Raw genomic sequence first — 22,851 nt, forward strand, 5'->3', positions numbered from 1 at the left:
TCACCCTCCGATCCGGACGACGATCTTGCCGGTGGTACGCCCCGCGGCCAGGTCCTGCAGGGCGGCGGGCGCCCCTTCGAGCGGCTCGACCCGGTTGACCGGCGGCCGGACGGCACCGGTGGCATAGAGCGCGAACAGCGCCTCGTAGGCGGCGGCGACCTCGTCCGGGCGCCGCCACGGGTACGCCGAGCCCCACGACAGGCCGACGAGGGTGGCGTTGCGTGCGACCAGGCTCATCGGGTCGACGGCCGGCGGCGGGCCCGCCGCGGCGCCGACGGCGACGATGCGCCCCTCGAAGGCCAGGCAGTCCAGCGAGCGCGCGAACACGTCGCCGCCGACCGGGTCTATCACGACGTCGACGCCCGCGCCGCCGGTGGCGGCGTCGACGGCCCGGCGGAAGTCCTCGGCGTGATAGTCGATCGCGACGTCGGCGCCGTTCGCGCGACACACCTCGGTCTTCGCCGGGCCGCCCGCGGTGCAGATCACCCGGGCGCCGCGGGCGAGCGCGAGCTGGGTGGCCGCGACGCCGACCCCGCCGGCCCCGGCGTGCACCAGCACGGTGTCCCCCGCGGACACTCCGGCGCGCTCCAGGCTGAACCACGCGGTCTGGTACGTCACCGGGATCCCAGCGCCGGTCACCGGGTCGAGCGCGGCGGGCCGTGACACGAGCAGGCCGGCGTCGATGGTGACGGTCTCGCCGAGGGCGCCGTGCGGCAGCGCCGGGCACCCGATCACCGCGGCGCCCGCGTCCGGGCCGCTCAGCACCCGCCCGCTGAACTCGACCCCGGGCGTGACCGGCGGTGCCGGCCGCACCGGGTACGTCCCCCGGCACAACATCACGTCGAGGAAGTTGAGGCCGACCGCCTCGACCGCGACGGACACCTGGCCGGGTCCGGGCTCCGGGTCGTCCGGCACGTCGGCGACGGCGAGCACGTCGAGCGGCTCGCCGTCGCGGTGGGCGACGAGGCGCTTCACGCTCGCACCAGCTCGGCGTGGTGGTGGACGATCAGCCAGCCGTCGCCGGTGCGGCGCAGCACGTCGGTGACGCGGGTGACCGACACCTGGTCCGGCGCCTCGCTCGGCATCTGGCCCGCGGTGCGGGCGTGCAGCTCGTAGCGGGCCACGCCGACGTCGCCCCACACGTCGATCCGCTTGGCGCGGGCGACCAGCTCGGCCAGCAGCGGCCGCCGGCCGGCGGCGTCGCGCCGTTCGCGGTACTCGTCCAGCTCGGCCCGGGTGCGCAGCGGCCCTGGCAGGTGGGACTCCCAGGTGGTGACGTCGGGGTCGAGGTGGGCGTCGAAGCGGCCCCGGTCGCCGGCCAGGAACGCGTCGTACATGTCGTCGATCGCGGCGGCGATCTCGATGGTCTCGGGGCACGCCGTCACGGCCGCACCCCCGACCGGTCGTCGCGCACCACGGCGCCCCCCTTCATCACCCACCGCACACCGCGCAACGCCGAGGTGTCGGCGAGCGGGTCGTGGTCCATCGCGATCAGGTCGGCCAGCTTGCCCGGTTCGACCGTGCCCAGGTCCCGCTCGGCCCGCAACCAGCGCACCGGCCCGAGCGTGGCGGCGTACAGCGCCCGCTGCGGCCCGATGACGGCCGACATGTGCTCCAGCTCGCGGACGGTGGCGTTGGTACCCTCGAACGGCCAGAACGGCGGCATGTCGCTGCCCAGCAGCACCTCCACCCCGGCGGCCACGGCGAGGGCGAAGCTCTCCAGGTGCCGCTCCCCCGCACCCAGCGACCGCTGCTGCATCCAGTCCGGCACGCCGAGCTCGTCGAAGAACTCCTTGCATCTCGTGACGAGCAGGGTCGGCACCAGGGCGGTGCCACGTTCGGCCATCCGCGCGGCCAGCTCCGCGGTCAGCTGGTAGCCGTGCTCCACGCAGTCGAGGCCGAGCTCCACGGCCTCGGCGATGACCGGCGCCGGCCCGGCATGCGCGGTGACCCGCCGCCCCCAGTCGTGCGCGGTCTTGAGCACCGCGGCCAGCTCGTCGGGGTGCAGCTGGCGGGTGTCGATCGACTCGTGCTCGCCGGCGATGCCGCCGGAGATCATCACCTTGATCAGGTCGGCGCCGGCCCTGACCTGCTGGCGCACCCCGCGCCGGAACCCGTCGACGCCATCGCACTCGAGCGTGTCGCTGCCCTCGTGGCCGTGGCCGCCGGTGCAGACCAGGGCCCTGCCGGCGGTGAAGATCCGCGGCCCGGGCGTGCGGCCGGCCTCGATCGAGCGGCGCAGCGCGAAGTCGGCGTGGTCCTTCTCCGCGACGCAGCGCACCGTCGTCACTCCACAGTGGAGGGTACGCCGGGCACCGTCGGCCATGTAGAGCGCGAGCTCGTGCGGGCCCATCTGCTTGAGCCGGTCGCCGGTCGTGCCCGGCAGGGTGAGCGACAGGTGGGTGTGCATGTTGACCAGGCCCGGTGTGAGCCAGGCGCCGCCGAGGTCGACGCGGGTCGCATCGCCGTCGATCTCGGCCAGCACCCGCTCGCGCGGGCCCACGGCCGCGATCCGCTCGCCGACCACCCAGACGGCGGCGTCGTCGATCGGCTGGGTACGCGCGTCGACGACCGTGCAGTGCTCCAGCAGGAGGCTCATGGTTCCACTCCGTAGATCGTGCGGGCGGCGTCGGCGGAGACGTAGCCGTCGGCCACGTCCTCACGGACCGCGTCCGGATGGCGCAGGGCGGGGTCGCCGTGTCCCCCGCCGCCGGCGGTCAGGATCGTCACCCGGTCGCCGGCCGCGACGGTCGTGCGCTTGGTGCTCACGGCGCGCTCCCGCGCCGTGCCTGGGAAGACCACGACGCGGTTGGCCTGCGGGGCCGTCCCGCCGTCGATCGCCCAGGGCCGGGACTTCGTCTTCTTGATGACCGACAGGAACTCGCCCGGGGTCACGAACCGGATGTCCCGGCGCAGCCCCGGCCCGCCCCGGAAGCGGCCGGCGCCGCCGGAGTCGGTGCGGATCTCCATGCGCTCGAAGAACATGCCGGTCTTCGCCTCGAGCACCTCCACCGGCGTGATCCGGGCCTGGGTCTGGCACAGGTGGTTGGCCGGTCCGATACCGTCGTGGCCAGGCGCAGCGCCCCAGCCGACCGGCTCGTTGTTCGACACCGCGAACAGCGAGCCCGTGTCCGGGTGGACGCCGACCATCATGAATCCGGGCACATCGCCGCCCGACGACGCCGGCAAGCGACCGGGCATGCCCTGCGCGAGCGCCTTGTAGATCAGCTCCAGCGCGACGGTGCCGGTCCACTGGGTGAACGTCGCGGCCGGGTAGACGGCGTGGAAGAGCGTGCCGGGCTCGGCGCGGACGACCAGCGGCGCGAAGTGGCCGGCGTTGGTCTGCTCGGTGGGTGTGGTGATCGCCTTGAACGCCACCCGGCAGGTCGCGATCGTCGCGCCGAGCGGCAGGTTGACCGGGCCCGGCACGGCCGGCGACGAGCCGGCGAAGTCGACGGTGAACGTGCCGTCCGCGATCGTCACCGTGACCCGCATCAGGATCGGGTCGTCGGTGATCCCGTCGTCGTCGAGCCAGTCCTCGGCAGTCCACGATCCCTGTGGCAGGGCGTCGACGGCCTCCCGCGCCGACGCCTCGGCGGCGGTGATGACGGCCTCCACGACCGCCGTCACCGTTTCGCCCCCGTAGGTGCCGAACAGCTCGGCGACCCGCCGCTCGCCGGTGCGCAGACACGCCACCTGGGCGTGCAGGTCGCCGAGCACCGCGTCGGGCATGCGCGAGTTGAACCGGATCAGCTCGTGGATCTCGGGTACCGGTGCACCGGCCGCGAATACCCGGGTGCCGGGGAACAGCAGCCCTTCCTGGTGTACGTCGGTGGAGTCGAGCACGTAGCCGGGGTCCTTGGCGCCGAGGTCCATCCAGTGGGCCCGGACGCACAGCAACGCCACGAGTTCGTCGTCGACGAAAACGGGCGCGAAGAGCGTCGCGTCGTAGGCGTGCGCGGCGTTCCAGTACGGGTAGTTGAGCAGCACGACGTCGCCCGGCCGCAGGGTGTCACGCCCGACGTACTCGACCCCCTTGCGGATCGAGTAGTCGTTGGCGCCGAGGAAGCGCGACAGGCCCGTCGACTCGGCGACCAGGCGCAGGTCCGCGTCGTAGATGGAGATGCCGAAGTCGTGCACCTCGTAGATGACCGGGTTGAACGCGGTGCGCACGAGCGTGGCGCGCATCTCCTCGGCCGCGGCCACGAGGTAGCTGCGCACGACCTCGGCGGTCGCGCCGTCGACCTCAGGCATGATCGTCCCCGCGGACATCGACCCCGTACACCTCGCGGGCCGCCTGCGCCGACACGTACCCCTCGGCCACGTCCTCGCGCACCAGGTCCGGGTCGCGCTCGCGCGGGTCGCCGTGGCCGCCGCCCCCGGCGGTCAGCAGCGTCACCCGGTCCCCCACAGCGACGGCGGTGCGCTTCGTGCTGACCGCCTGCTCCCGGTCGGTACCCGGGAAGATGATCACCCGGTTCGCCTCCGGGGACGACCCGCCGTCCAGTGCCCACGGCCGGGACTTGGTCTTCTTGATGACCGACAGGAACTCGCCCGGGGTCACGAACCGGATGTCGCGGCGCAGCCCGGCACCGCCGCGGAACCGGCCGGCCCCGCCGGAGTCGGTGCGGATCTCCATCCGCTCGAAGAACATGCCGGTCCGCGCCTCGAGCACCTCGATCGGCGTGATCCGCCCGGTGCTGCCGGAGACGTGGGTGGCGGCGTTCATGCCGTCGTGCTGCGGCGTGCCGCCCCAGCCGACGGGCTCGTTGTTGGAGACCGCGAACAGCGCGCCGGTGTCCGGGTGGATGCCGACCATCATGAACCCGGGCACATCGCCGCCCGACGAGGCCGGCAGCCGGTCGGGCATGCCCTGCGCGAGCGCCTTGAGGATCAGCTCGACCGCGACGATGCCGGTCCAGAGCGTGAACGTCGGCTGCGGATAGACGGCGTGGAACAGCGTGCCCGGCTCCGCCTTCACCACGAGCGGCGCGACGGTGCCGGCGTTGGAGGGCTGGTCGGCCGAGGTCAGCGACTTGAGAATGACCTTGCAGATCGCCTCGGTCGCGCCGTAGGGCATGTTGACCGGCCCGGCCACCGCCGGCGACGAGCCGGCGAAGTCGACCGTGAACGCGCCGTCGGCGATCGTGACCGTCACCTTCATGCGGATCGGGTCGTCGCTGATCCCGTCGTCGTCGAGCAGGTCCTCCGCGGTCCAGGAGCCCTGCGGCAGCGCGGCCAGGGCCGCCTCGGTGCGCGCGGCGCCGTCGGCGATCATCCGCTCGATCGCCGCCTCGACGGTCGGCCGGCCGAACTTCTCGACGATCTCCAGCAGCCGGCGCTCGCCGGTGCGCAGCGCGGCGATCTGGGCGTGCAGGTCGCCCATGACCTCGTCGGGCATGCGCGAGTTGAACCGGATCAGCTCGTGGATCTCGCGGACCGGCTCGCCGCGCGACACCACCTTGGTGCCCGGGAAGAGGATGCCTTCCTGGTGTACGTCGGTGGAGTCGAGCACGTAGCCGGGGTCCTTGGCGCCGAGGTCCATCCAGTGCGCGCGGACGCAGAGGAACCCCAGCAGCGGCCCGCCGGGCTCGAACACCGGCGCGAAGAGCGTGGCGTCGTAGGCGTGCGCGGCGTTCCAGTACGGGTAGTTGAGCAGCACGACGTCGCCGGGGTGCAGGTTCTCCCGGCCGACGTACTCCACGCCCTTGCGCAGCGAGAAGTCGTTGGCGCCGAGGAAGAACGTCAGCCCGGTCGCCTCGGCCACCAGGCGCAGGTCGGCGTCGTAGAGGGAAAGCCCGAAGTCGTGGACCTCGTAGATGACCGGGTTGAACGAGGTGCGGATGAGCGTCGCCCGCATCTCCTCGGCCGCGGCGAGCAGGTAGGAGCGCACAACCTCGGCGGTGGCGCCGTCCAGAGCGGTCACGCCGTCACCTCCGCTTCGCTCCGGCTGCGGCATGACTTGGAACTGAGCCCCTGATGACCGGCCCCTCCGCTTCGCTGCGAACCGGTCATGCCGCACGCACCAGCAGGTAGCCGTGGGCGTCGACCGTCACCCGCTGGCCCGACGGGACCACCGTCGTCGAGGTGCCCTCGTCGACGAGCGCCGGCCCGTCGAACGCGTCGCCCGGCGCGAGCAGCGCCCGGTCGTAGACGTCGAACGGCACGACCGCGCGGGCCCCGAAGTCGAATGCGTCCCGGCGCCCGAGCAGGGCCCTGGCCGGATTCCCATCGCCCGGCGGCGGCTCGAGCAGTGCCGGGCTCGCCGTGCGGCCCACCGCGCGCAGGCGCAGGTTGAGGATCTGCAGGCGGTTGGCCATCGCGTGGCCGTACCGCGCGGCGTGCAGCTCCTGGAAGGCGGCCCGCACACCGCCGGGGTCGAGCGAGCGCCCGATCGTGACCGTGAGGCTGTGCTCCTGCCCCAGGTAGCGCAGCTCCAGCTGCCGCTGCAGCACCGCGAGCTGCGCGGGCACGCCCTGCGCACGCAGTGAGCTCAGCGCCTCGGCCTCGACCTCGGCGAAGGTCGCCTCGACCGCGGCCGGCTCGACCTCGTCGAGCGGCGTCATCAGGGTACGGCTGAAGTTGTCCTCGATGTCGGCGCTGAGCATGCCCCACGCCGAGAAGCCCGACGGCGCGAACGGCACGATCACCTCGGCGATGCCCATCTCCCGGGCCAGCAGCGGCGCCAGCAGCGGCCCGGCGCCGCCGAAGGCGAGCAGCGAGAACTGCCTCGGGTCGCGGCCGCGCTCGACGGTGATCTGCCGGACCGCACCGACGGTGCGGGCGAGCAGCACGTCGAAGATGCCCGCGGCCGCCGCCTCGACCGGCAGGCCCAGCGGCTCGGCGACCTGCTCGTCGAGGGCCTTGCGGGCGGAGTTGGCCTGCAGGCCCATCTCGCCGCCGAGGAACCGGTCCGGGTCAACGTAGCCCAGCGCGACCGCCGCGTCGGTGACGGTCGGGCGGGTGCCGCCGCGGCCGTAGCAGACCGGGCCAGGGTCGGCGCCCGCGCTCTGCGGGCCGACCTTGAGCAGGCCCCGGTCGAGCCAGGCGATCGAGCCGCCGCCGGCGCCGATCGTGCGGATGTCGTACGTCGGGATCAGCAGCGGGAAGTGCTCCAGCTGTGCCTCGTGCGCGGCGACCGCGCTGCCCTGCTCGATGACGCACGCGTCGAGCGAGGTGCCACCGATGTCGAAGGTGAGGAGGCTGTCGCGGCCCAGCGCGCCGGCGAGGTACGCCGCGCCGACGATGCCGCCGGCCGGCCCGCTGAGGACGGTGTGGGTCGGCGAGCGCTTGGCCGCCTCGCTGGTCATCGATCCGCCGCCGGAGCGCATGATGAGGAAGCGCCCGGCGAAGCCGCCGTCGGCCAGGCCCTGCTCCAGCTCGTCGACGTAGCGCTCGAAGATCGGCCGGATGTACGCCTCCAGCACGGTGGTGCTGGTGCGCTCGTACTCCCGGTACTCGCGGGCGATGTCGGTCGACAGCGAGAGGCTGACGTCGGGGTAGCGCTCGCGGATGAGGGCCGCCACGGCTCGCTCGTGCGACGGGTCGAGGAACGCGTGCAGGAGGCAGATGGCGATCGAGCGCACGCCCTGCACTTCGACGAGCTCGCGGGCCGCGGCCAGCACCGATTCGGCGTCGAGCTCCTCGACCACGCGGCCCTTGTAGTCCAGCCGCCCCCTCACCCCCGCGGTGTGCCGGCGCTTCACCAGGCTCAGCGGGCGTTCGTACTGGAAGTCGTACATGTGCTCGGGCGGGACGTTGCCGCGCCCGATCAGGAACACGTCCCGGAAGCCCTCGTTGGTGATGATGCCGGTCGCCGCGCCGCGCCGCTCCAGCACCGCGTTGAGGCCCAGGGTCGTGCCGTGGATGAACAGCTCGACCTCGGACAGATCCGTGCCCAGTGCGGCAACCGCGGCGAGCACGCCGTCGGCCGGGCGGGCCGGGGTCGTCGAGGCCTTGCGGAAACGCACCCGGTTGGTCCGGGTGTCCAGCTCCATCGCGTCGACGAACGTGCCGCCGATGTCGACGGCCAGCCTGAGGCTCACACCAACTCCCCAATCTCCGGAATCCGCCAGCAGGCGGCCCGGCTCTCCCCGTACTGCTGCAGCCGCTGGTCCTCGCCGCGGCACGTGTCGGTGACGAACGGGCACCGGGCGGCAAGGGCGCACCCGGTCGTCGCGTCGGCCTCCTCCAGGTCGCGGACCAGGGCTGTGCCAGGCGAGAGGCCGCGCGAGAGCAACGCCCGCGTGTACGGGTGCCGCGGCCGGGCGAAGACCTCCTCGACCGGCCCCTCCTCCACGATCCGGCCCAGATAGAGCACGACGACCCGGTCGGCGAACCCGCGAACGGTGGCGAGATCGTGCGAGATGAACACCGAGCCGTGCGAGCGGTCCGCGGCGACCTCGTCGATCACGGCGAGGATCTGCGCCTGCACGGTCACGTCCAGCGCCGAGGTCGGCTCGTCGAAGACGATCAGGTCCGGCTCGGCGACGAGCGCGCGGGCGATGCCGACCCGCTGCGCCTGGCCGCCGCTCAGCTCGTGCGGGCGGCGGCCGAGGATCGAGGAGTCCAGCTTCATCCGGTCGAGCACGGCGGCCGCCCGGCCGGCCCGTTCGGCCGCGGGAACGCCGAGCGCGCGCAGCGGTTCGCCGATCGCGTCCTCGACCGTCCGGCGGGGGCTGAGCGAGCCGATCGGGTCCTGGAAGACCAGGGCGCTGCGGGCGGCCGTGACGCGGCCACGGGTCGGCTTGGCGAGGCCGACGATGAGCCGGGCGAGGGTGGACTTGCCGCACCCGCTCTCGCCCACGACCCCGATCCGCTCGCCCTTGGCCACGGTGAGGCTGACCCCGCGCAGCGCGTGGTGCCCGCCCCGGCCGAACCGGCTCTTGTAGACCACGTGCGCGTCGTCCACGACGAGCACGGGCTCGGCATCCACGCTCGTCGCGGCCCGCCGTGCGGGTGCGCCGACCGTGACGTCGGTCTCCTGCGGGGCCTCGACGTCGTCGCGCAGCGGGTGGAAGCAGGCCGCGGTCCAGTGCCGGCCCTGCCTGGCCGGTACCGGGCGGGAGTTCCGGCAGTCGTCCTGGGCGTGCGCGCAGCGCGGGGCGAAGGGGCACGCGGCGGGCGCCTCGCGTAACAGCGGCATCGCGCCCGGCGTCACCACCACCGGCCGGCCGTCGAGGTCGGGCACCGAGCGCAGCAGGGCTCGGGTGTAGGGGTGCGCCGGCGCGGTCAGCACCTGCCGGGCCGGGCCGGTCTCCGCGACCGTTCCGGCGTAGAGGACCACGATGCGGTCGCACACGGCCGCGATCGCGTTGATGTCGTGGGAGACCAGCAACACGCCGCGGCCGTCGGTGTCAGCGGCGTGGCGGAACTGGCGCAGGATCTCGGCCGTCAGCGTGACGTCGAGGCCCGTGGTCGGCTCGTCGGCGATGAGCAGGCGCGGCGCACACCCGGTGGCCAGCGAGATCATCACGCGCTGGGCCATGCCGCCGGACAGCTCGTGCGGATAGGCGCCGAGGCGGCGGCGGGGGCTGCGGATGCCGACCGCCTCGAACAGGGTCAGCGCCGACTCGCGGGCCCGCTCGCCGGCCATGTCCTGATGGGTCCGGAGCCGGTCGATCAGTTGCCGGCCCGCGGTCCGGGTCGGGCTGAGCGCGCCGCGTGGGTTCTGGAAGCACATGGCGGCGCCGTGGCCGCGGTGGTGGGCCAGCCGCTCGGCGGACATCGTGAGCACGTCGATGCCGTCGAAGCCCACCCGGCCGGTCGCCACCGAGCCGGCCGGCAGCATGCCGACGATCGCGCGGCCGACCATGCTCTTGCCGCCGCCGCTCTCCCCGACCAGCCCGACGACCTCGCCGGAGTCGACGGCCAGCGAGACGTCGCTCAGCGCGGCGACGCGGCCGCCGATCACCACGGATAGGTTGTCGATCGAAAGCAGACTCACCTGCGGCTCCTCACCGTCGGACCCGGTCCGCGCGCTCCTGCAGGCCCTCGCCGAGCAGGCTGAAGCCCAGGACGCAGACGAGCAGTGCGATGCCGGGCGGCACCGAGGTCCACCACCGGCCGGCCACCACGTCGCCGGTACCGAGGCTGATCATGGCGCCCCACTCGGCGTCGGGCACCGGGATGCCCAGCCCGAGAAACGACAGGCCGGCCAGGGTGAGCATCGCCCAGCCGCAGTTGAGCGGGGCGATCACCCGCACCGGCGTGATGCTGTTGGGCAGCACGTGCCGCCACAGCAGGCCGATCGTCGAGGCGCCGGAGGTGCGGGCGGCGTCGACGTAGGTCAGGTCGCGGATCGTGCGGACCTCGGCGCGCACCAGGCGGGCGTAGGCCGGCGCGTTCACCAGCGCGATCGCCACGGTCAGGTTGACCGGTCCGCTGCCCAGCAGCGCGGCGACGGCGAGCGCGAGGATGAACGTGGGGAACGCCTGGAAGATGTCGGTCAGGCGCATCAGCACGTCGTCGAGCCAGCCGCCGAAGTAGCCGGCGATCACGCCGAGGAGGCTGCCCAGCACGACGGCGGCGGCGACCGCGGCGACCGCGATGCCGAGGTCGACCCGGCCCGCGTAGAGCAGACGGCTCCACACGTCCATGCCGTTGACGTCGGTGCCGAACAGGTGCGCGCCGCCGGGCTCGGCCAGGGTGGCACCGCCGGGGTCGATCTCGTTCGGTCCCCACGAGCTGAGCAGCGGGGCGAGCAGCACGGCGAGGGCGACGACGGCCAGGATGCCGGCGCCGGTCGCCATCAGCACCGTGCCGAAGCGCCCGTCCCGCTCTGCGGTGACGGCGGACGCGGTGCCGCGGCGGCGCCCGATGCGCATGAGGGACATCAGATCCTCACCCTCGGGTCGAGCATGGCGTGCACGACGTCGGCGATCAGGAACACCACGACGTAGCAGAGCGCGATCACCAGCACCGACGCCTGCACCACCGGGTAGTCGCGATAGAGCAGGCCACGCAGTGCCCACTGACCGAAGCCCTGCCACGAGTAGACGTACTCGATGAGCACGGTCGAGCCGATCGCGAAGCCGAAGACGAGGGCGGCGAGCGACGGCAGGCGTACCAGGGCCGCCCGCACCAGGTAGCCGCGGCGCAGGAGGCGGTCGGGCAGCCCGTGGGCCTCGGCCGCCGCGTAGGGCTCGGACCGCAGCACCTCCAGCGCCGACGCGCGCACGCTGCGCAGCAGCGGGGCCACGATGGCGATGACGAGCGTGAGCACCGGCAGCACCAGGTGCCACAGCGCCGAGGTCAGCGCCGGCATGTTACCGGTCAGCAGGGCGTCGAGCGCGTCCGCGCCGGTGATCGGGGTGAGGTCGGTGTCCGGGTCGACGCGGCCGCTGGGCGCCGGGAACCAGCCCAGGCCGGCGTAGCCGACGAGGATCAGCACCAGGCCGAGCCAGAACTCCGGCATCGAGTTGCCGATCAGCGCGAGCACCCGGATGCCGTGGTCGCCGGCCCGGTTGGCGTGCCGGGCCGACCACAGGCCGGCGACGGTGGCGATCACCACGGCGATCGCCACCGCCAGCACGACCAGCTCCATCGTGGGGCCGATGCGCAGCGCCATCTCGCCGCCGACCGGTTGTCCGCTCTGGATCGACGTGCCGAAGTCGCCGGTGACCAGGCCGCCGAGGTAGTCGGTGAACTGGCGCCACAGCGGCCGGTCGAGGCCGAAGCGGGCCCGCGCCGCCGCCTCGTCGGCGGCGGTCGCGTTGGGCCCGAGAATGGTCCGGATCGGGTCACCGGGCAGCACCCGGACCAGCAGGAATGTCAGTACGACCACCCCGAGCAGGACCGGAACGAGCTGGAGCAGCCGGCGGGCGACGAACCGGAGGACGCGCATCTACGCCGACGCACCCAGGTATCGCAGGCGGGCCAGGCCGTCCATCGGCTGCACCCAGCCGGCCACCGACTTGCGCACCGGCAGGTTGAAGTTGGGCTGGCAGATCACCACCCACGGCACGTCCTCGGCCATGATGTCCTGCACCTGCGCCCAGAGCTGGTTGCGCGCGTTGGTGTCCACGGTGGTGTGCGACTGCTGGTAGATCTGCTCGATCTGCGCGTTGCTGTAGTTGGAGTAGTTGAGGTTGGCGCCCTTGACGAAGCTCGTCGCCAGCATGTACTCAACGTCGTTGACCCACAGCTGGCCCGAGGTGATCTGCAGCGGGATGTTCTTCTTCCCGCGCCGGTCGGCGAGCGTCGCCGGGTCGAGCGGGGTCAGCTTGAGCTCGATGCCGGCCTTGCGGGCCTCGCTCTGCACCAGGACGGCGATCTGCTGCTGTTCGTCGTTGTCCGTCTGGAAGACCAGCTCAGAGGTGATCGAGGTCTTGCCCGACACGGCGAGGGCGGCCTTGGCCTTGTCGATGTCGTACGTGTACGGATACCCCTTCTCGGAGTATCCCGGCATGTCCAGCGGCACGGCGCTCTTCGTCGGCCGGGCGTCGCCGCCGTAGACGTTCTTGATGATCTGCTCGTACGGCGTCGCGTAGGCCAGCGCCTTACGTACGTTGACGTCGTCGAACGGCGCGGTGGTCGTCGACATCTGGATGGCGACCTGCGAGTTGCTGGCCGCCGACAGCACCGTGATGCCGGGGGCGTTCTTCAGGTCCTTGATGTCGCGCGGGCTCGCGCCCAGCGCGATGTCGATGTCACCGGCCTGCAACTGCAGCCGCTGGTTGGCGGCGGCCGGCACGACCGAGATGCGGATCGTCCTGGTCTTGGCCGGCTCCGGGCCCGGGTAGGCGTCGTTGGCGGTGAGCTCGATCTCCTGGCCCTGGGTGGCCTTGGTGACGTTGAAGTAGCCGCCGGTGGGCGGGTTCTTGGCGAACCACTCCTTGGCCCACGGGTCCGCGTCGGTGGCGTGCTTCTTCGCCTCGACGGAGTCGAAGACGTAGAGCGAGATGGCCTGGATCTGCTTGGTCAGCGCGCTCGGGAACTCCTGGTGGAACTCGACCGTGTAGTCGTCGACCACGACGACCTGCTCGGGCTTGGTGAGGCCGATCGTGCGGTAGATGCCGGCGACGTTGGCCTTGGCGGCGAACGCCCGGTCCTTCGACCACTTCACGTCGGCGGCCTTGAGCTCGTTGCCGCTGGGGAACTTGACGCCCTTGCGCAGCTTGAGCGTCCAGACCTTGTGCTCGGCATCCGGCTCGAACGACTCGGCGAACGTCGGCATGACCTTCTCGGTGTCGAGGATCCTGCTGCCGCCGGCGGTCGTCACGCCGTAGTCGATCATGTATGGGAAAACGTTCTTGTACAGCATGAGGGCGGTCAGGTCGAAGCCGACGAAGTCCTGGTCCCAGCTGCTGACGTAACTGGAAACCGCGATCTTCAGGGTTGACGACTTGGCGCCGCCGGAGGCTGACGACGAGGTGTTGTTCTTGCTGCCGCTCGCGCAGGCACCGGTGGCGAGCAGGAGCACGCCCACGCCGCCGAGCTGGAATACGGAGCGGCGCGAGAGAGGGGGAGAGCCTGCCATGTTCACTCCTCTGTTAGCCCGACCTGCCCGATGTTCTATCAGGCGTGAGTTGAGTGAACAAGATGCGTCCCGCAGTGAACAGTAACGATACTGCTCATGGCGAGAATGTCCGGCCGTACGGGGATGCCAGGGATCAGGTCCGTTCACAGGATTTCACAAGCACGAAACCGCAGCCCGGGCGGGGGGAACGAGACCGGGCCGCGCGACGACGTCGTCACGCGGCCCGGGGGTGCCGGCGGTGCTCAGCGCCCGAGGAAACGCAGCGCGTTGACGCCCAGCAGCTTCGCGCGCTGGGCCTCGCTCAGGAAGTCCGCCGTGTCGACCACGGCGCCGACCGGGCGCTCGCCCAGGGGATACGGGTAGTCGCTGCCGAGCATGACCCGGTCCTCCCCCAGCGTCTCGACCAGCAGCCGTAAGGCGGCCGGGTCGAAGACGACGGAGTCGACCGAGAAGCGGTCGAGGTAGTGCGACGGCGGATGCGCCGAGCGGCCCCGGACCACCTCGCCGCGGCGGTGCCAGGCGTTCTCGGCACGGCCGAGCCAGAACGCGAAGCTGCCGCCGCCATGCGCGAAACAGATCCGCAGGGACGGCGCCACGGCGTCGAAGACACCGCCGAGGATCATCGCCAGGATCGACAGGTGGGTCTCGGCCGGCATGCCGGTCAGCCAGCGGGCCATCCACCGGTCCAGCCGCGGGCCGGCCGGCATGTCCCAGGGGTGCACGAACACCGGCGCGCCGACCGTCGCGCAGTGCTGCAGGAACTGCACGATGCCCGGATCGTCGAGGTCCCGGTCGCCGACGTGGTTGCCGATCTCGACGCCGGCGTGCCCGCCCGCCAGGCAGCGGTCGAGCTCGGCGCAGGCCGCGTCCGGGTCCTGCAGCGGCACCTGGCAGAACGGCACGAACCGGCCCGCCCCCTCGGCGGCCAGCTTCAGCGTGAGATCGTTGAAGATCCGGGCGACCTTGACCGCCTGACCGGCCGGCCGCTCGTAGGAGAAGAACACCGGCGTCGGGGAGATGACCTGCAGCTGCACGCCGTCGGCGCCCATGTCCTGCAGGCGCGTCGCCGCGTCCCAGGCGGCCGGGCCGATCGGCCGGAACTCGGTGGACCCGACCATGATCATGGCGGCGCGTTCGGAGTCGACGCGCAGCCACGGCCATCCGGTGCCGCCGCACTCGGCCGCCAGATCCGGCCAGCCCAGCGGCACCAGGTGCGTGTGGACGTCGACCCTCATGCTTTGCCCGGGTGCACGGTGCCGCACTCGGTGCAGGTGCGCGCCTTCTCGTCGTCGTAGAACGCCTGGAACACCGGGGGCAGGTCCGCCACGACGTCGCGCACCTGCAACTCCACCTCGTGCACCTGGTTGCCGCACGACGGGCAGTACCACCGGAACTTCTCCAGGGTCCCCTCCTGGCGCACCCGCTCGACCACGATGCCGATCGAGCCGGCCTCGCGCTGCGGCGAGTGGGGCATGCCGCCGGGCAGCAGCCACATCCCGCCCTCGTCGATGTGCACCGTGTCGGGGCCGTCGGGCGTCATGACGTTGAGGCGCATGTTTCCCTTGATCTGGTAGAAGAACTCCTCGTAGGGGTCCACGTGGAAGTCGGTGCGCTGGTTGGGCCCGCCGACGACCATCACGATGAGGTCCGACCCGGCCGGGAACACCTGCTTGTTGCCGACCGGCGGCTTGAGCAGGTGCTGGTTCTCGGCGAGCCAGTCGGGAAAGCTCACCGGGGTCATGTCAGTCATCTCCACCTCCACGGGGGTCACTGCGACGGGACATCAGCGCGACGGCCTGGATCTCGATCAGCAGGTGCGGGTGGGGCAGCTGGTGCACCGCCACGGTGGTGCGGGCCGGCCCGGTCTCGTCGAAGAACTCGCCGTACACCTCGTTGTAGCCGCCGAAGTCGTTCATGTTGACCAGGTATGTGGTCACCTGCACCACGTCGGCGAGCGACGCGCCGACCGCGGCGAGGATGTCGTCGATGTTGCGCAGCACGGCCCGCGTCTGCTCGCGGATGTCCAGGTTCGTCGTGCCCATCGCGTCCACGGACGCCCCGGCGATGGTGTTGTCGGGCCGGCGCGACGACGTGCCGGAGACGAACGCGAAGCCGCCCGCGACCTTCACGTGCGGGAACCGCCCGCGCGGCCGGGCCGCGCCCTCGACGATCATGACAGCGCTCGCAGGGACGCGGTGCCCAGGCCCTCGACGACCGCGCGCACGTGCGCACCGGGCGCCAGCGGCACCGCCGCCGTCGCGGCGCCGGCGAGCAGCACCCAACCGTCCTGCGGCGGTACACCCGCGCAGGAGGCCAGCGTGACCGCGGCCGTGATGGCCCGGCGGGGATCGCCCAGGATGGCGGCCGTGGATCCGATCTGGGCGATCCGGCCGTCGACCTCCAGCAGCACGCCCAGGTTGTCCAGGCCCGCCGGGAGCGGTTGCCACGCCCCGATGACGAACGCGGCCGCCGAGGTGTTGTCGGCGATCACGTCGGGCAGCGCGAACTTGAAGCCGGCGTAGCGGGAGTCGAGGATCTCCAGCGCGGGCGCGACCGCGCTCGCCGCGCCGGTCGCGTCGAGGCGGAACGCCACCTCGGGCTCGACTCGCGGGTGGATGTACCGGCCGGTGTCGAGCGCACCGCCGTCGTCGATCCGCATCGCGTCGGTGAGCCGGCCCCAGATGACCTGGTCGACGCCGACCTGCGTCATCTTGGCCCGGCTGGTCAGACCCAGCTTGATGCCGACGAGGCGTTCGCCGCGGCTCACCCGCCGCGCCACCAGCGCCTCCTGGATGCGGTACGCCTCGTCGGCGTCCGCACCGCTCTGGGAGACCACCTGGGCGATCGCCGTGCGGGTCCGCTGGGCCTCATCGAGCCGCTCCGCGAGGCTACTCATGCACGCTCCTTCACCAGATCGAGGGCGACATCGACGATCATGTCCTCCTGGCCGCCGACCATCCGCCGTCGCCCCAGTTCCACGTGGCCGCCTTGCCCATCCGGGTGACGAACTCGTCGAAGACCGGCCGCTGCACGTACAGCCGCTCGGTGCACAGACACACCTGGCCGCCGTTGGTGAAGCTCGAGCGCACCGAACCGGCGACGGCCGCGTCGAGGTCGCTGTCGGCGAACACCAGGCCGGCGTTCTTGCCGCCGACCTCGAACGAGACCGCCTTCACCCCGTCGGCGGCGGCCCGCATGATCGCTGAACCGGTCGCGGACTCGCCGGTGAACGTGATCGCGTCGACGCCCGGGTGGCGGGTGAGGAACTCCCCCGCCGAGCCCGGCCCGAACCCGTGCACGAGGTTGAAGACGCCGTCGGGCACGCCGGCGGCGGCCATCGCCTCGGCCAGTACCGTCGCCGAGGAAGGCGTCTCCTCGGAGGGTTTGACCACGACCGCGTTGCCGCACGCGAGCGCCGGGGCCACCTTCCAGGTCAGCAGCAGCAGCGGCAGGTTCCACGGCACGACGATCGCCACCACGCCGACCGGCTTGCGCACCGCGTAGTTGAGCGCGCGCCCGCCGGCCGCGGTGACGGTGGTGAACGACTCGGCCGGCGCCGAGGCGACGACGTCGGCGAACGCGCGGAAATTGGCCGCCCCGCGCGGGATGTCGAGCGTGCGCGCCTGGCTCACCGGCTTGCCGGTGTCGGCGACCTCGGCGGCGACCAGGTCATCGAAGCGCCGCTCGAGCTCGTCGGCGATCCGGCGCAGCACGGCCGCGCGCTCCAGTTCGCCGGTGCGCCCCCACGGGCCGCGAACGGCCGCCCGCCCCGCCGCCACCGCGGCGTCCACGGTGGGCTCGTCCGCCTCGCACACGTCGGTGACGAGGTCGCCGGTGACCGGGCTCAGTTTCGGAAACGTCGGACCGGCGGCGACGAACCGCCCGCCGACGAAGTGCCGCAGTGTCATCGCCGCCACCCCTTGACCACGGCGGCGCCGAGCGCGCCGAGCGCGAGGACGCCGAGCGCCCCGAGCACCTGGTGCTGGCGCCGCACCCGGTCACGCACCCGCGCGTAGGGCGTGGTGCTGAACGAGACCAGCTCGTAGCGGGAGACGTACCGGCCGGGCAGCGCACGTTGCAGTGCGTGCTCGATCCTCTTGCCGAGCTGGAACACCGGCGAGGCCACCTTGTCCCTCATCTCAACGAAGTTGGCCAGAGCCATCGCCGCGATCGCCTCGACGTCATCGCGGCGGCGCGCCTCGAACAGCGCAAGCGCCGCGGCGAAGTCGTCGCCTGTCTCGTCGAGCACCCGGTCGAGCACGACGCAGTCCTCGAAGCCGCAGTTGGCGCCCTGCCCGTAGAACGGCACGATCGCGTGCGCCGCGTCGCCGATCAGGCCGACCGGGCCGCCCGGCGTCACCGCCTGCCACGGCCCGCAGCGCACGGTGCCGAGCAGGCCGACCGGGTTGAGCCGATAGTCCTCGAGCAGGTTCGGCATCAGTGCCACCACGTCGGGATAGACCGCCCGGAAGTGCCGCTCGATCGCGGCCGGGCTGCCCAGCGACGCGAAGCTCGCCGTGCCGCCGCCCGGCCAGAACAGCGTGCAGGTGAACGTGCGGTCGGGGTTGGGCAGCGCGATCATCATCGACGTGCCGCGCGGCCAGATGTGCAGCGCGCCGGGGTCCAGGGCGAAGCCGCCGTCCGGGCCCGCCGCGATCGTCAGCTCCTTGTAGCCGTAGTCGAGGAAGTCGACCGACTCGTCGAGCAGCCCCAGGCCGAGCAGCTGGCCGCGTACCGCGCTGCCCGCGCCGTCGGCGCCGATGACGACGTCGGCGCTCGCCTTCACCTCGCCGGCGGGCGTCGCGAACACCAGCGGGTCGAGCCCACTCAGCCGGTGCTCGAAGACGATCCGCACCCCAGGGGTGGCGGCGGCCGCGTCGAGCAGCGCGTTGTTCAACGCGCCCCGGCTGATCGAGTTGATCGCCCGCCGACCGTCGAGGCTGTACTGCTGGAAGTCCAGCTCCCCGGCGACCGGGTGGATCATCCGCCCGCGCATCGGCAGCGCCTCGGCGAGCACCCGCTCGTGCAGGCCGACGCGGCGCAGGGCGTCGATGCCCCGCTCCGACAACGCCAGGTTGATTGACCGGCCGCGCTCCGACCCGGTGGTGCGCGGGTCGGGGCGGCGCTCGTAGACGGTCACGGTGTGCCCGCGCCGGGCCAGGTAACAGGCGAGCAGGCTGCCGGTGAGCCCGGCCCCGACCACGGCGACGTCCCTCATGGCCCCACCTCGCGCGCGATGGCCGCGGCCGCCCGCCAGCAGTCGTGATACGTGCAGTACAGCGGCACCGGCGCGAGTCGCAGGATGTCGGGCTCGCGGCTGTCGGCGATCACCCCGTACCGGTGCCGCAGGGCCTTGCTCAGCCCGCCGGCGTCGGCGACGCGCAGCGACAGCTGGCAGCCGCGCCGCGCCGGGTCGCGTGGCGTCACGATTTCGACCCCGATCGGGTCCAGCAGCGTCTGCAGGTATTCGGTGAGCCGCTCGCTGCGCGCCCGCAGCGCCGGCATGCCGACCGTGTCGAACAGCTCCAGGGACGTGCGCACCGGGCTCATCGCCAGGATCGGCGGGTTGGACACCTGCCACGCGTCGGCCGTCCTCGGCGGGCGGGACACCGGCGCCATCTCGAACCGCGTCGCCGGCTCGGTGCTCCACCAGCCCTCGAACCTGGGCAGGGCGCCGCCGGTGTGCCGCTCGTGCACGAAGGCGCCCGCCACCGCCCCCGGCCCACCGTTGAGATACTTGTACGAGCACCACGCGGCGAAGTCGACGCCCCACTCGTGCAGCCGCAGCGGCACGTTGCCGACCGCGTGCGCCAGGTCCCACCCGACGACCGCACCGGCCGCGTGTCCGGCGGCCGTGATTCCCGGAATGTCCATCAGCTCGCCGGTGAGGTAGTTGACCCCGCCCAGCAGTACCAGCGCGATGCGGTCCCCGTGCTCGCGGATCGTGGCCCGCGGGTCGTCGGTGCGCACGACCGTGACGTCCGGATCGAGGCCGTGGAAGGCGGCCTGGCTGCGCACCGCGTAGCTGTCCGACGGGAACGCCGTGTCCTCGACGACGATCAGCGTGCGCCCGCCGGCCGGCCGGTAGAACGACACCATCAGCAGGTGCAGGTTGACGGTCAGCGAGTTCATCACCACCGTCTCGCCCGGGAGCGCCCCGACCAGCCGGGCGGCCGGCTCGCGCAGCAGCTCGTGATACGGCAGCCACGGCCGTTCGGCCTCGAGGTGCCCCTCGACGCCGAGCCGGGCCCACGCGTCGAGCTCCTCGAGCAACTCACCCCGCACGGCGCGGGGCTGCAGGCCGAGCGAGTTGCCGGCCAGGTACGCCGTTTCGGGGTAGTCGCCGCCCTCGGCCGGCGGCACGAGGAACAGCTCCCGGTGCCCGGGGTCGCCGGCGTCGAGCCGGCGGGCCTCAGCTTCTGCGGGATCTTCGATGTGCGCCATCAGATCACCGTCCGTGCGGACCACAGTTCCGGGAAAACCACCCGGGCCATGCTGCGGGTCAGCCAGGCCGCGCCGGAGGAGCCGCCGCTGCCGGGCCGGTTCCCCATTGTTCGCGCTACCGCGGTCAGGTGCTTGTACCGCCAGTCGCCGAACGCCTCCGCGACGTCGGTGAGCGCCTCGCCGAGCGCGTAGAGCGGGTTGTCGCCGCGGTCGTCGCGATAGATCTCCACCCAGGCCCGCTCGACGGCCGGCGACGGCTCATACTCCCGCGCGTGGTCGCGGGTGAGCACTGCTGCCGGGATGTCGAAGCCGCGCCGGGCGAGCATGGCGGTGACGTCGTCCCACACGCTCGGCGCGGCCAGCGCGACGATCAGGTCGTCGTACAGGTCGGCCTGCCGCTTGAACGGGCGGACCAGCGACTCGCTCTTGAGCCCCAGCAGGAACTCCAGGTGGCGGTACATCGCCGACTGGAAGCCGGACGCCTCGCCGAGCTGGCCGCGGAAGCGGTTGAAGTCGGACGGTGTCATCCAGCGCAGCCCGTTCCAGGCCGCGATGAGCCCGTCCAGGTGCAGTTTGATGCGCCGCAGCGTGGCGACCGCGCCCCACACGTCGTCTTCGTGCAGGAGCCGCTGGGTGTCGCGCAGCTCGTGCCGTGCGAGCCCGAACCACAGCTCCATCACCTGGCTGATCATCAGGAACGACAGCTCGCCAGGATCCTTGCTCAGCGGCTGCTGCAGCGAGTGCAGCGTGCTGGCATGGACGTAGGCGTCGTATGGGACCTGTTCGGGAAAGTCGAGGATCGGAGCACTCACAGCCCTATCGTCTTACCGCGACCCGCCTTCGCGAAATAGTTGATCAACGGTCATTTATGCTGCTCACATACGGAATGCAAACCGTCTCGCATGATCGGGTTTCGAAACGGAAGGTGCCCGTGGACAACATGGACTGGGCGCTGCTGCGCGAGCTGCAGAACGATGCCCGGCTGTCCTACTCCGAGCTGTCGCGGCGGGTCCACCTGTCGCCGCCGGCCGTCGCCGAACGGGTGCGCCGGCTGGAGACCACCGGCGTGATCACCGGCTACCACGCACACGTCGACCTGACCAAGGCCGGTCGGCACGTGGTCGCGCTGATCCGGATGTCGTGCTACGGCGCACGTTGCGTGCTACGCGATCCCGGCCTGCTTGAGTGGCCGGAGCTGCTGGAGATCCACCGGGTGACCGGCGACGCGTGCTCGATCCTGAAGGTCGTGACGGCCTCGATGGAGGACTTCGAGTCGATCATCGATCGCCTGGCCCCATACGGCCAGCCCTCGAGCACGATGGTGCTCTCGACCCCGCTGCCCTGGCGCCCTCTGTCGCCCTGAGGCGCTCGGCGTCACAGTACGCGCCGTTTGTTTGGGCCCCGCTACATTGCCGGGTAGCTCGGGGAATCTCATCCCCGCCCGGCTCGTGCCGCTCAGGTTTCAGGTCGTGTACCGCGTGCCCAGTGCGCAAACAAGCCGGGCGACCGTTGCAGAACGGAGTGAAGTAGTTCAACCAGCCCCGCAGGGCCGGATTGATCTCCTCTGCAACGTCAGCGAGGTTGCCGGTCGTGCGTCGATGCAGCCGCCAGGACGCGATCTTGCGGCTCATATCCGTCAGCTTCCCCGGGGCCGCCGCGGGCAGAAACCCGGTCCGGGCCTTCCCACGACTCTTGTCCCATACCTTCCGGGGACCAAACGCGTACCCACAGAACGTGAACGTCACCTGGTCGTAGTCCAAGCGACGCCGGTCGCCCTTGCGATACACAATGCGCGTCTTGTCCGGGTGCAACCGCAACCCGATGCCCGCAACCCGATGCCCGCGAACCGACAACCGATCACCTGGCGCACCCGGTGCGCTTGGCGTTCGGTCACTTCTTCCTGCCGTGCCGAGCATTCGGCGGACATGCCGCCCGGCCGTGCGCGGCATTGTCGAAAGACGACCGCGATGCACCGGTGGCCGTATATTGCCGCCGATCACTCGACGCGTTGCCGGACCAGCGGGCTGGCGCAGCTGTGGCGTGGATGCGCGACGACGCTTCGGGACAGGACCGGGCCGCCCGGCGCCGTCCACCTGGCGTGGCGCGGGATCGCAGTCGTTCGCCGCGGTGCTGCCCTCGGAACGTCGCGCCTGGTCAGACGGCGTGACCGGCGGAGGCGGCGTGACCGGCGGAGGCGGCGAGGGCGGCACCGGCCCATCCACCGATCCGCCGCGCTGGTCGCTGACCGCCGGCTGGGTGTCACCGCGCACGCGGCGGAGCTTCTCGGCGTGGCGTCTGGCCAGGCCCCATTCCCGATGCCGAGCATGCTCACGGCGGAACTGCTCATTCGCCGGACAATAACGACGCGACCTCGTCCGGTCACGCATGGCAGCCAACTCCGCTCTGGAAAACAACTGTAGCTGCCCCATACCTGCAATCGTCCCAGAACCCGACCGAAACCGCCGACCCGAACGGCAGTCCATATGGCGCGTCGCGTGAGCGTGGCGTTTCATGCCATCAGCGCGACTCGACAATGCGTTTGAGCGCCTCGAGGTCGGCCTGGACCGCGGCGGCGTCCCGCTCGAAGTCGGCGTCCGTCATCCCGGGCTGCCTGCGCAGTGAACACGAGCTCGCTGCCGTCGTCGTGGGGCAGCACGCGCATCGGATTGCGGAATGTCTCGCCGCCGGGAAGCCGCACGTCGTGGTCGAGCACACCATATGGATTGGCGGGCGTGAAGGTCAGTTCGATCCGGCCCATCCCGGAGTCGGCGAACCAGCGCCCCTCGTCACGCTCGACGGCGGTGCACAGGCCGGGTGCCCATTCTGGCAGGTGCAGCTGGTCCGCGGCGTATGCGTAGACCTCGGTCGGCGGCCGCTCGACGTGAACGCTGAGATGCCTGGACTCGCTCGCCACGCCGGTCATCCTG

20 protein-coding genes and 2 pseudogenes are annotated in these 22,851 nt (G+C 71.9%); 1 reads left to right on the forward strand and 21 read right to left on the reverse strand.

Translation table 11 applies throughout. From position 1 onward, the window contains the following. The 19 genes and pseudogenes from AB0367_RS23670 to AB0367_RS23760 all read right to left on the reverse strand — a co-directional run bounded on the left by AB0367_RS23670 (window position 1) and on the right by AB0367_RS23760 (window position 20,736). Window positions 1-975, reverse strand: a complete 975-nt coding sequence (locus tag AB0367_RS23670) for an NADPH:quinone oxidoreductase family protein (protein ID WP_366228569.1) — start codon at window positions 973-975, stop codon at window positions 1-3. Next, on the reverse strand, window positions 972-1,385 hold the full coding sequence (locus tag AB0367_RS23675; protein WP_366228570.1) for a nuclear transport factor 2 family protein: 414 nt from the start codon (window positions 1,383-1,385) through the stop codon (window positions 972-974). Before AB0367_RS23675 ends, AB0367_RS23670 begins: the two co-directional genes overlap by 4 nt. Then, complete coding sequence (locus AB0367_RS23680; protein ID WP_366228571.1) at window positions 1,382-2,599, reverse strand: amidohydrolase family protein; 1,218 nt, start codon at window positions 2,597-2,599, stop codon at window positions 1,382-1,384. The genes AB0367_RS23675 and AB0367_RS23680 overlap by 4 nt, the downstream gene beginning before the upstream one ends. After that, window positions 2,596-4,254, reverse strand: coding sequence for a hydantoinase B/oxoprolinase family protein (locus AB0367_RS23685; protein ID WP_366228572.1), 1,659 nt, complete (start codon window positions 4,252-4,254; stop codon window positions 2,596-2,598). Before AB0367_RS23685 ends, AB0367_RS23680 begins: the two co-directional genes overlap by 4 nt. Then, window positions 4,247-5,926, reverse strand: a complete 1,680-nt coding sequence (locus AB0367_RS23690) for a hydantoinase B/oxoprolinase family protein (protein ID WP_366228573.1) — start codon at window positions 5,924-5,926, stop codon at window positions 4,247-4,249. The genes AB0367_RS23685 and AB0367_RS23690 overlap by 8 nt, the downstream gene beginning before the upstream one ends. Before the next feature lie 85 nt (window positions 5,927-6,011). Beyond that, complete coding sequence (locus AB0367_RS23695) at window positions 6,012-8,045, reverse strand: hydantoinase/oxoprolinase family protein (protein ID WP_366228574.1); 2,034 nt, start codon at window positions 8,043-8,045, stop codon at window positions 6,012-6,014. Then, the gene (locus AB0367_RS23700) at window positions 8,042-9,946 is read right to left on the reverse strand and encodes an ABC transporter ATP-binding protein (RefSeq protein ID WP_366228575.1); all 1,905 of its coding nucleotides are present in this window, start codon (window positions 9,944-9,946) and stop codon (window positions 8,042-8,044) included. Before AB0367_RS23700 ends, AB0367_RS23695 begins: the two co-directional genes overlap by 4 nt. A gap of 10 nt (window positions 9,947-9,956) precedes the next feature. Then, window positions 9,957-10,835, reverse strand: coding sequence for an ABC transporter permease (locus AB0367_RS23705; protein ID WP_366228576.1), 879 nt, complete (start codon window positions 10,833-10,835; stop codon window positions 9,957-9,959). Beyond that, the gene (locus tag AB0367_RS23710; protein WP_366228577.1) at window positions 10,835-11,845 is read right to left on the reverse strand and encodes an ABC transporter permease; all 1,011 of its coding nucleotides are present in this window, start codon (window positions 11,843-11,845) and stop codon (window positions 10,835-10,837) included. The genes AB0367_RS23705 and AB0367_RS23710 overlap by 1 nt, the downstream gene beginning before the upstream one ends. Continuing rightward, window positions 11,846-13,480, reverse strand: coding sequence for an ABC transporter substrate-binding protein (locus AB0367_RS23715; RefSeq protein WP_366228578.1), 1,635 nt, complete (start codon window positions 13,478-13,480; stop codon window positions 11,846-11,848). Between the two features lie 242 nt (window positions 13,481-13,722). Beyond that, window positions 13,723-14,715, reverse strand: coding sequence for an amidohydrolase family protein (locus AB0367_RS23720; protein ID WP_366228580.1), 993 nt, complete (start codon window positions 14,713-14,715; stop codon window positions 13,723-13,725). After that, the gene (locus AB0367_RS23725; protein WP_366228581.1) at window positions 14,712-15,230 is read right to left on the reverse strand and encodes a 3-hydroxyanthranilate 3,4-dioxygenase; all 519 of its coding nucleotides are present in this window, start codon (window positions 15,228-15,230) and stop codon (window positions 14,712-14,714) included. Before AB0367_RS23725 ends, AB0367_RS23720 begins: the two co-directional genes overlap by 4 nt. Further along, a complete protein-coding gene (locus AB0367_RS23730; protein ID WP_366228582.1) occupies window positions 15,223-15,654 on the reverse strand; it encodes a RidA family protein in 432 nt (143 codons plus the stop codon). The genes AB0367_RS23725 and AB0367_RS23730 overlap by 8 nt, the downstream gene beginning before the upstream one ends. Beyond that, window positions 15,651-16,376 carry a 4-oxalocrotonate decarboxylase gene (locus AB0367_RS23735; protein ID WP_366228583.1) on the reverse strand — a complete coding sequence of 242 codons (726 nt, stop codon included), beginning with the start codon at window positions 16,374-16,376 and terminating at the stop codon, window positions 15,651-15,653. The genes AB0367_RS23730 and AB0367_RS23735 overlap by 4 nt, the downstream gene beginning before the upstream one ends. Continuing rightward, window positions 16,373-16,459: pseudogene (locus AB0367_RS23740) on the reverse strand (hypothetical protein); the annotation flags it as partial. The gene AB0367_RS23735 and the pseudogene AB0367_RS23740, both read right to left, overlap by 4 nt. A gap of 26 nt (window positions 16,460-16,485) precedes the next feature. Further along, window positions 16,486-17,388, reverse strand: a pseudogene (locus AB0367_RS23745) (aldehyde dehydrogenase family protein); the annotation flags it as partial. Then, window positions 17,385-18,698 (reverse strand): NAD(P)/FAD-dependent oxidoreductase, encoded by a 1,314-nt coding sequence (locus AB0367_RS23750; protein ID WP_366228584.1) that lies wholly within the window; start codon window positions 18,696-18,698, stop codon window positions 17,385-17,387. The pseudogene AB0367_RS23745 and the gene AB0367_RS23750, both read right to left, overlap by 4 nt. Further along, on the reverse strand, window positions 18,695-19,924 hold the full coding sequence (gene kynU, locus AB0367_RS23755) for a kynureninase (RefSeq protein ID WP_366228585.1): 1,230 nt from the start codon (window positions 19,922-19,924) through the stop codon (window positions 18,695-18,697). The genes AB0367_RS23750 and kynU overlap by 4 nt, the downstream gene beginning before the upstream one ends. Further along, a complete protein-coding gene (locus AB0367_RS23760) occupies window positions 19,924-20,736 on the reverse strand; it encodes a tryptophan 2,3-dioxygenase family protein (protein ID WP_366228586.1) in 813 nt (270 codons plus the stop codon). The genes kynU and AB0367_RS23760 overlap by 1 nt, the downstream gene beginning before the upstream one ends. Before the next feature lie 119 nt (window positions 20,737-20,855). Here AB0367_RS23760 and AB0367_RS23765 point away from each other — a divergent pair, with 119 nt between their 5' ends. Next, window positions 20,856-21,287, forward strand: a complete 432-nt coding sequence (locus AB0367_RS23765; protein ID WP_366228587.1) for an Lrp/AsnC family transcriptional regulator — start codon at window positions 20,856-20,858, stop codon at window positions 21,285-21,287. Here AB0367_RS23765 and AB0367_RS23770 read toward each other — a convergent pair. Together AB0367_RS23770 and AB0367_RS23775 are read right to left on the reverse strand one after the other, a co-directional pair. Continuing rightward, on the reverse strand, window positions 21,202-22,437 hold the full coding sequence (locus tag AB0367_RS23770) for a group II intron maturase-specific domain-containing protein (RefSeq protein ID WP_366228588.1): 1,236 nt from the start codon (window positions 22,435-22,437) through the stop codon (window positions 21,202-21,204). The two genes, AB0367_RS23765 and AB0367_RS23770, sit on opposite strands and share 86 nt — an antisense overlap. Further along, entirely contained in the window at window positions 22,434-22,847 is a 414-nt protein-coding gene (locus AB0367_RS23775) for an SRPBCC family protein (protein WP_366228589.1), read from the reverse strand. Before AB0367_RS23775 ends, AB0367_RS23770 begins: the two co-directional genes overlap by 4 nt. Window positions 22,848-22,851: the final 4 nt, after the last annotated feature.

This window comes from Dactylosporangium sp. NPDC051484, assembly GCF_040689395.1.
In the GTDB taxonomy this organism is placed as follows: Bacteria; Actinomycetota; Actinomycetes; order Mycobacteriales; family Micromonosporaceae; genus Dactylosporangium.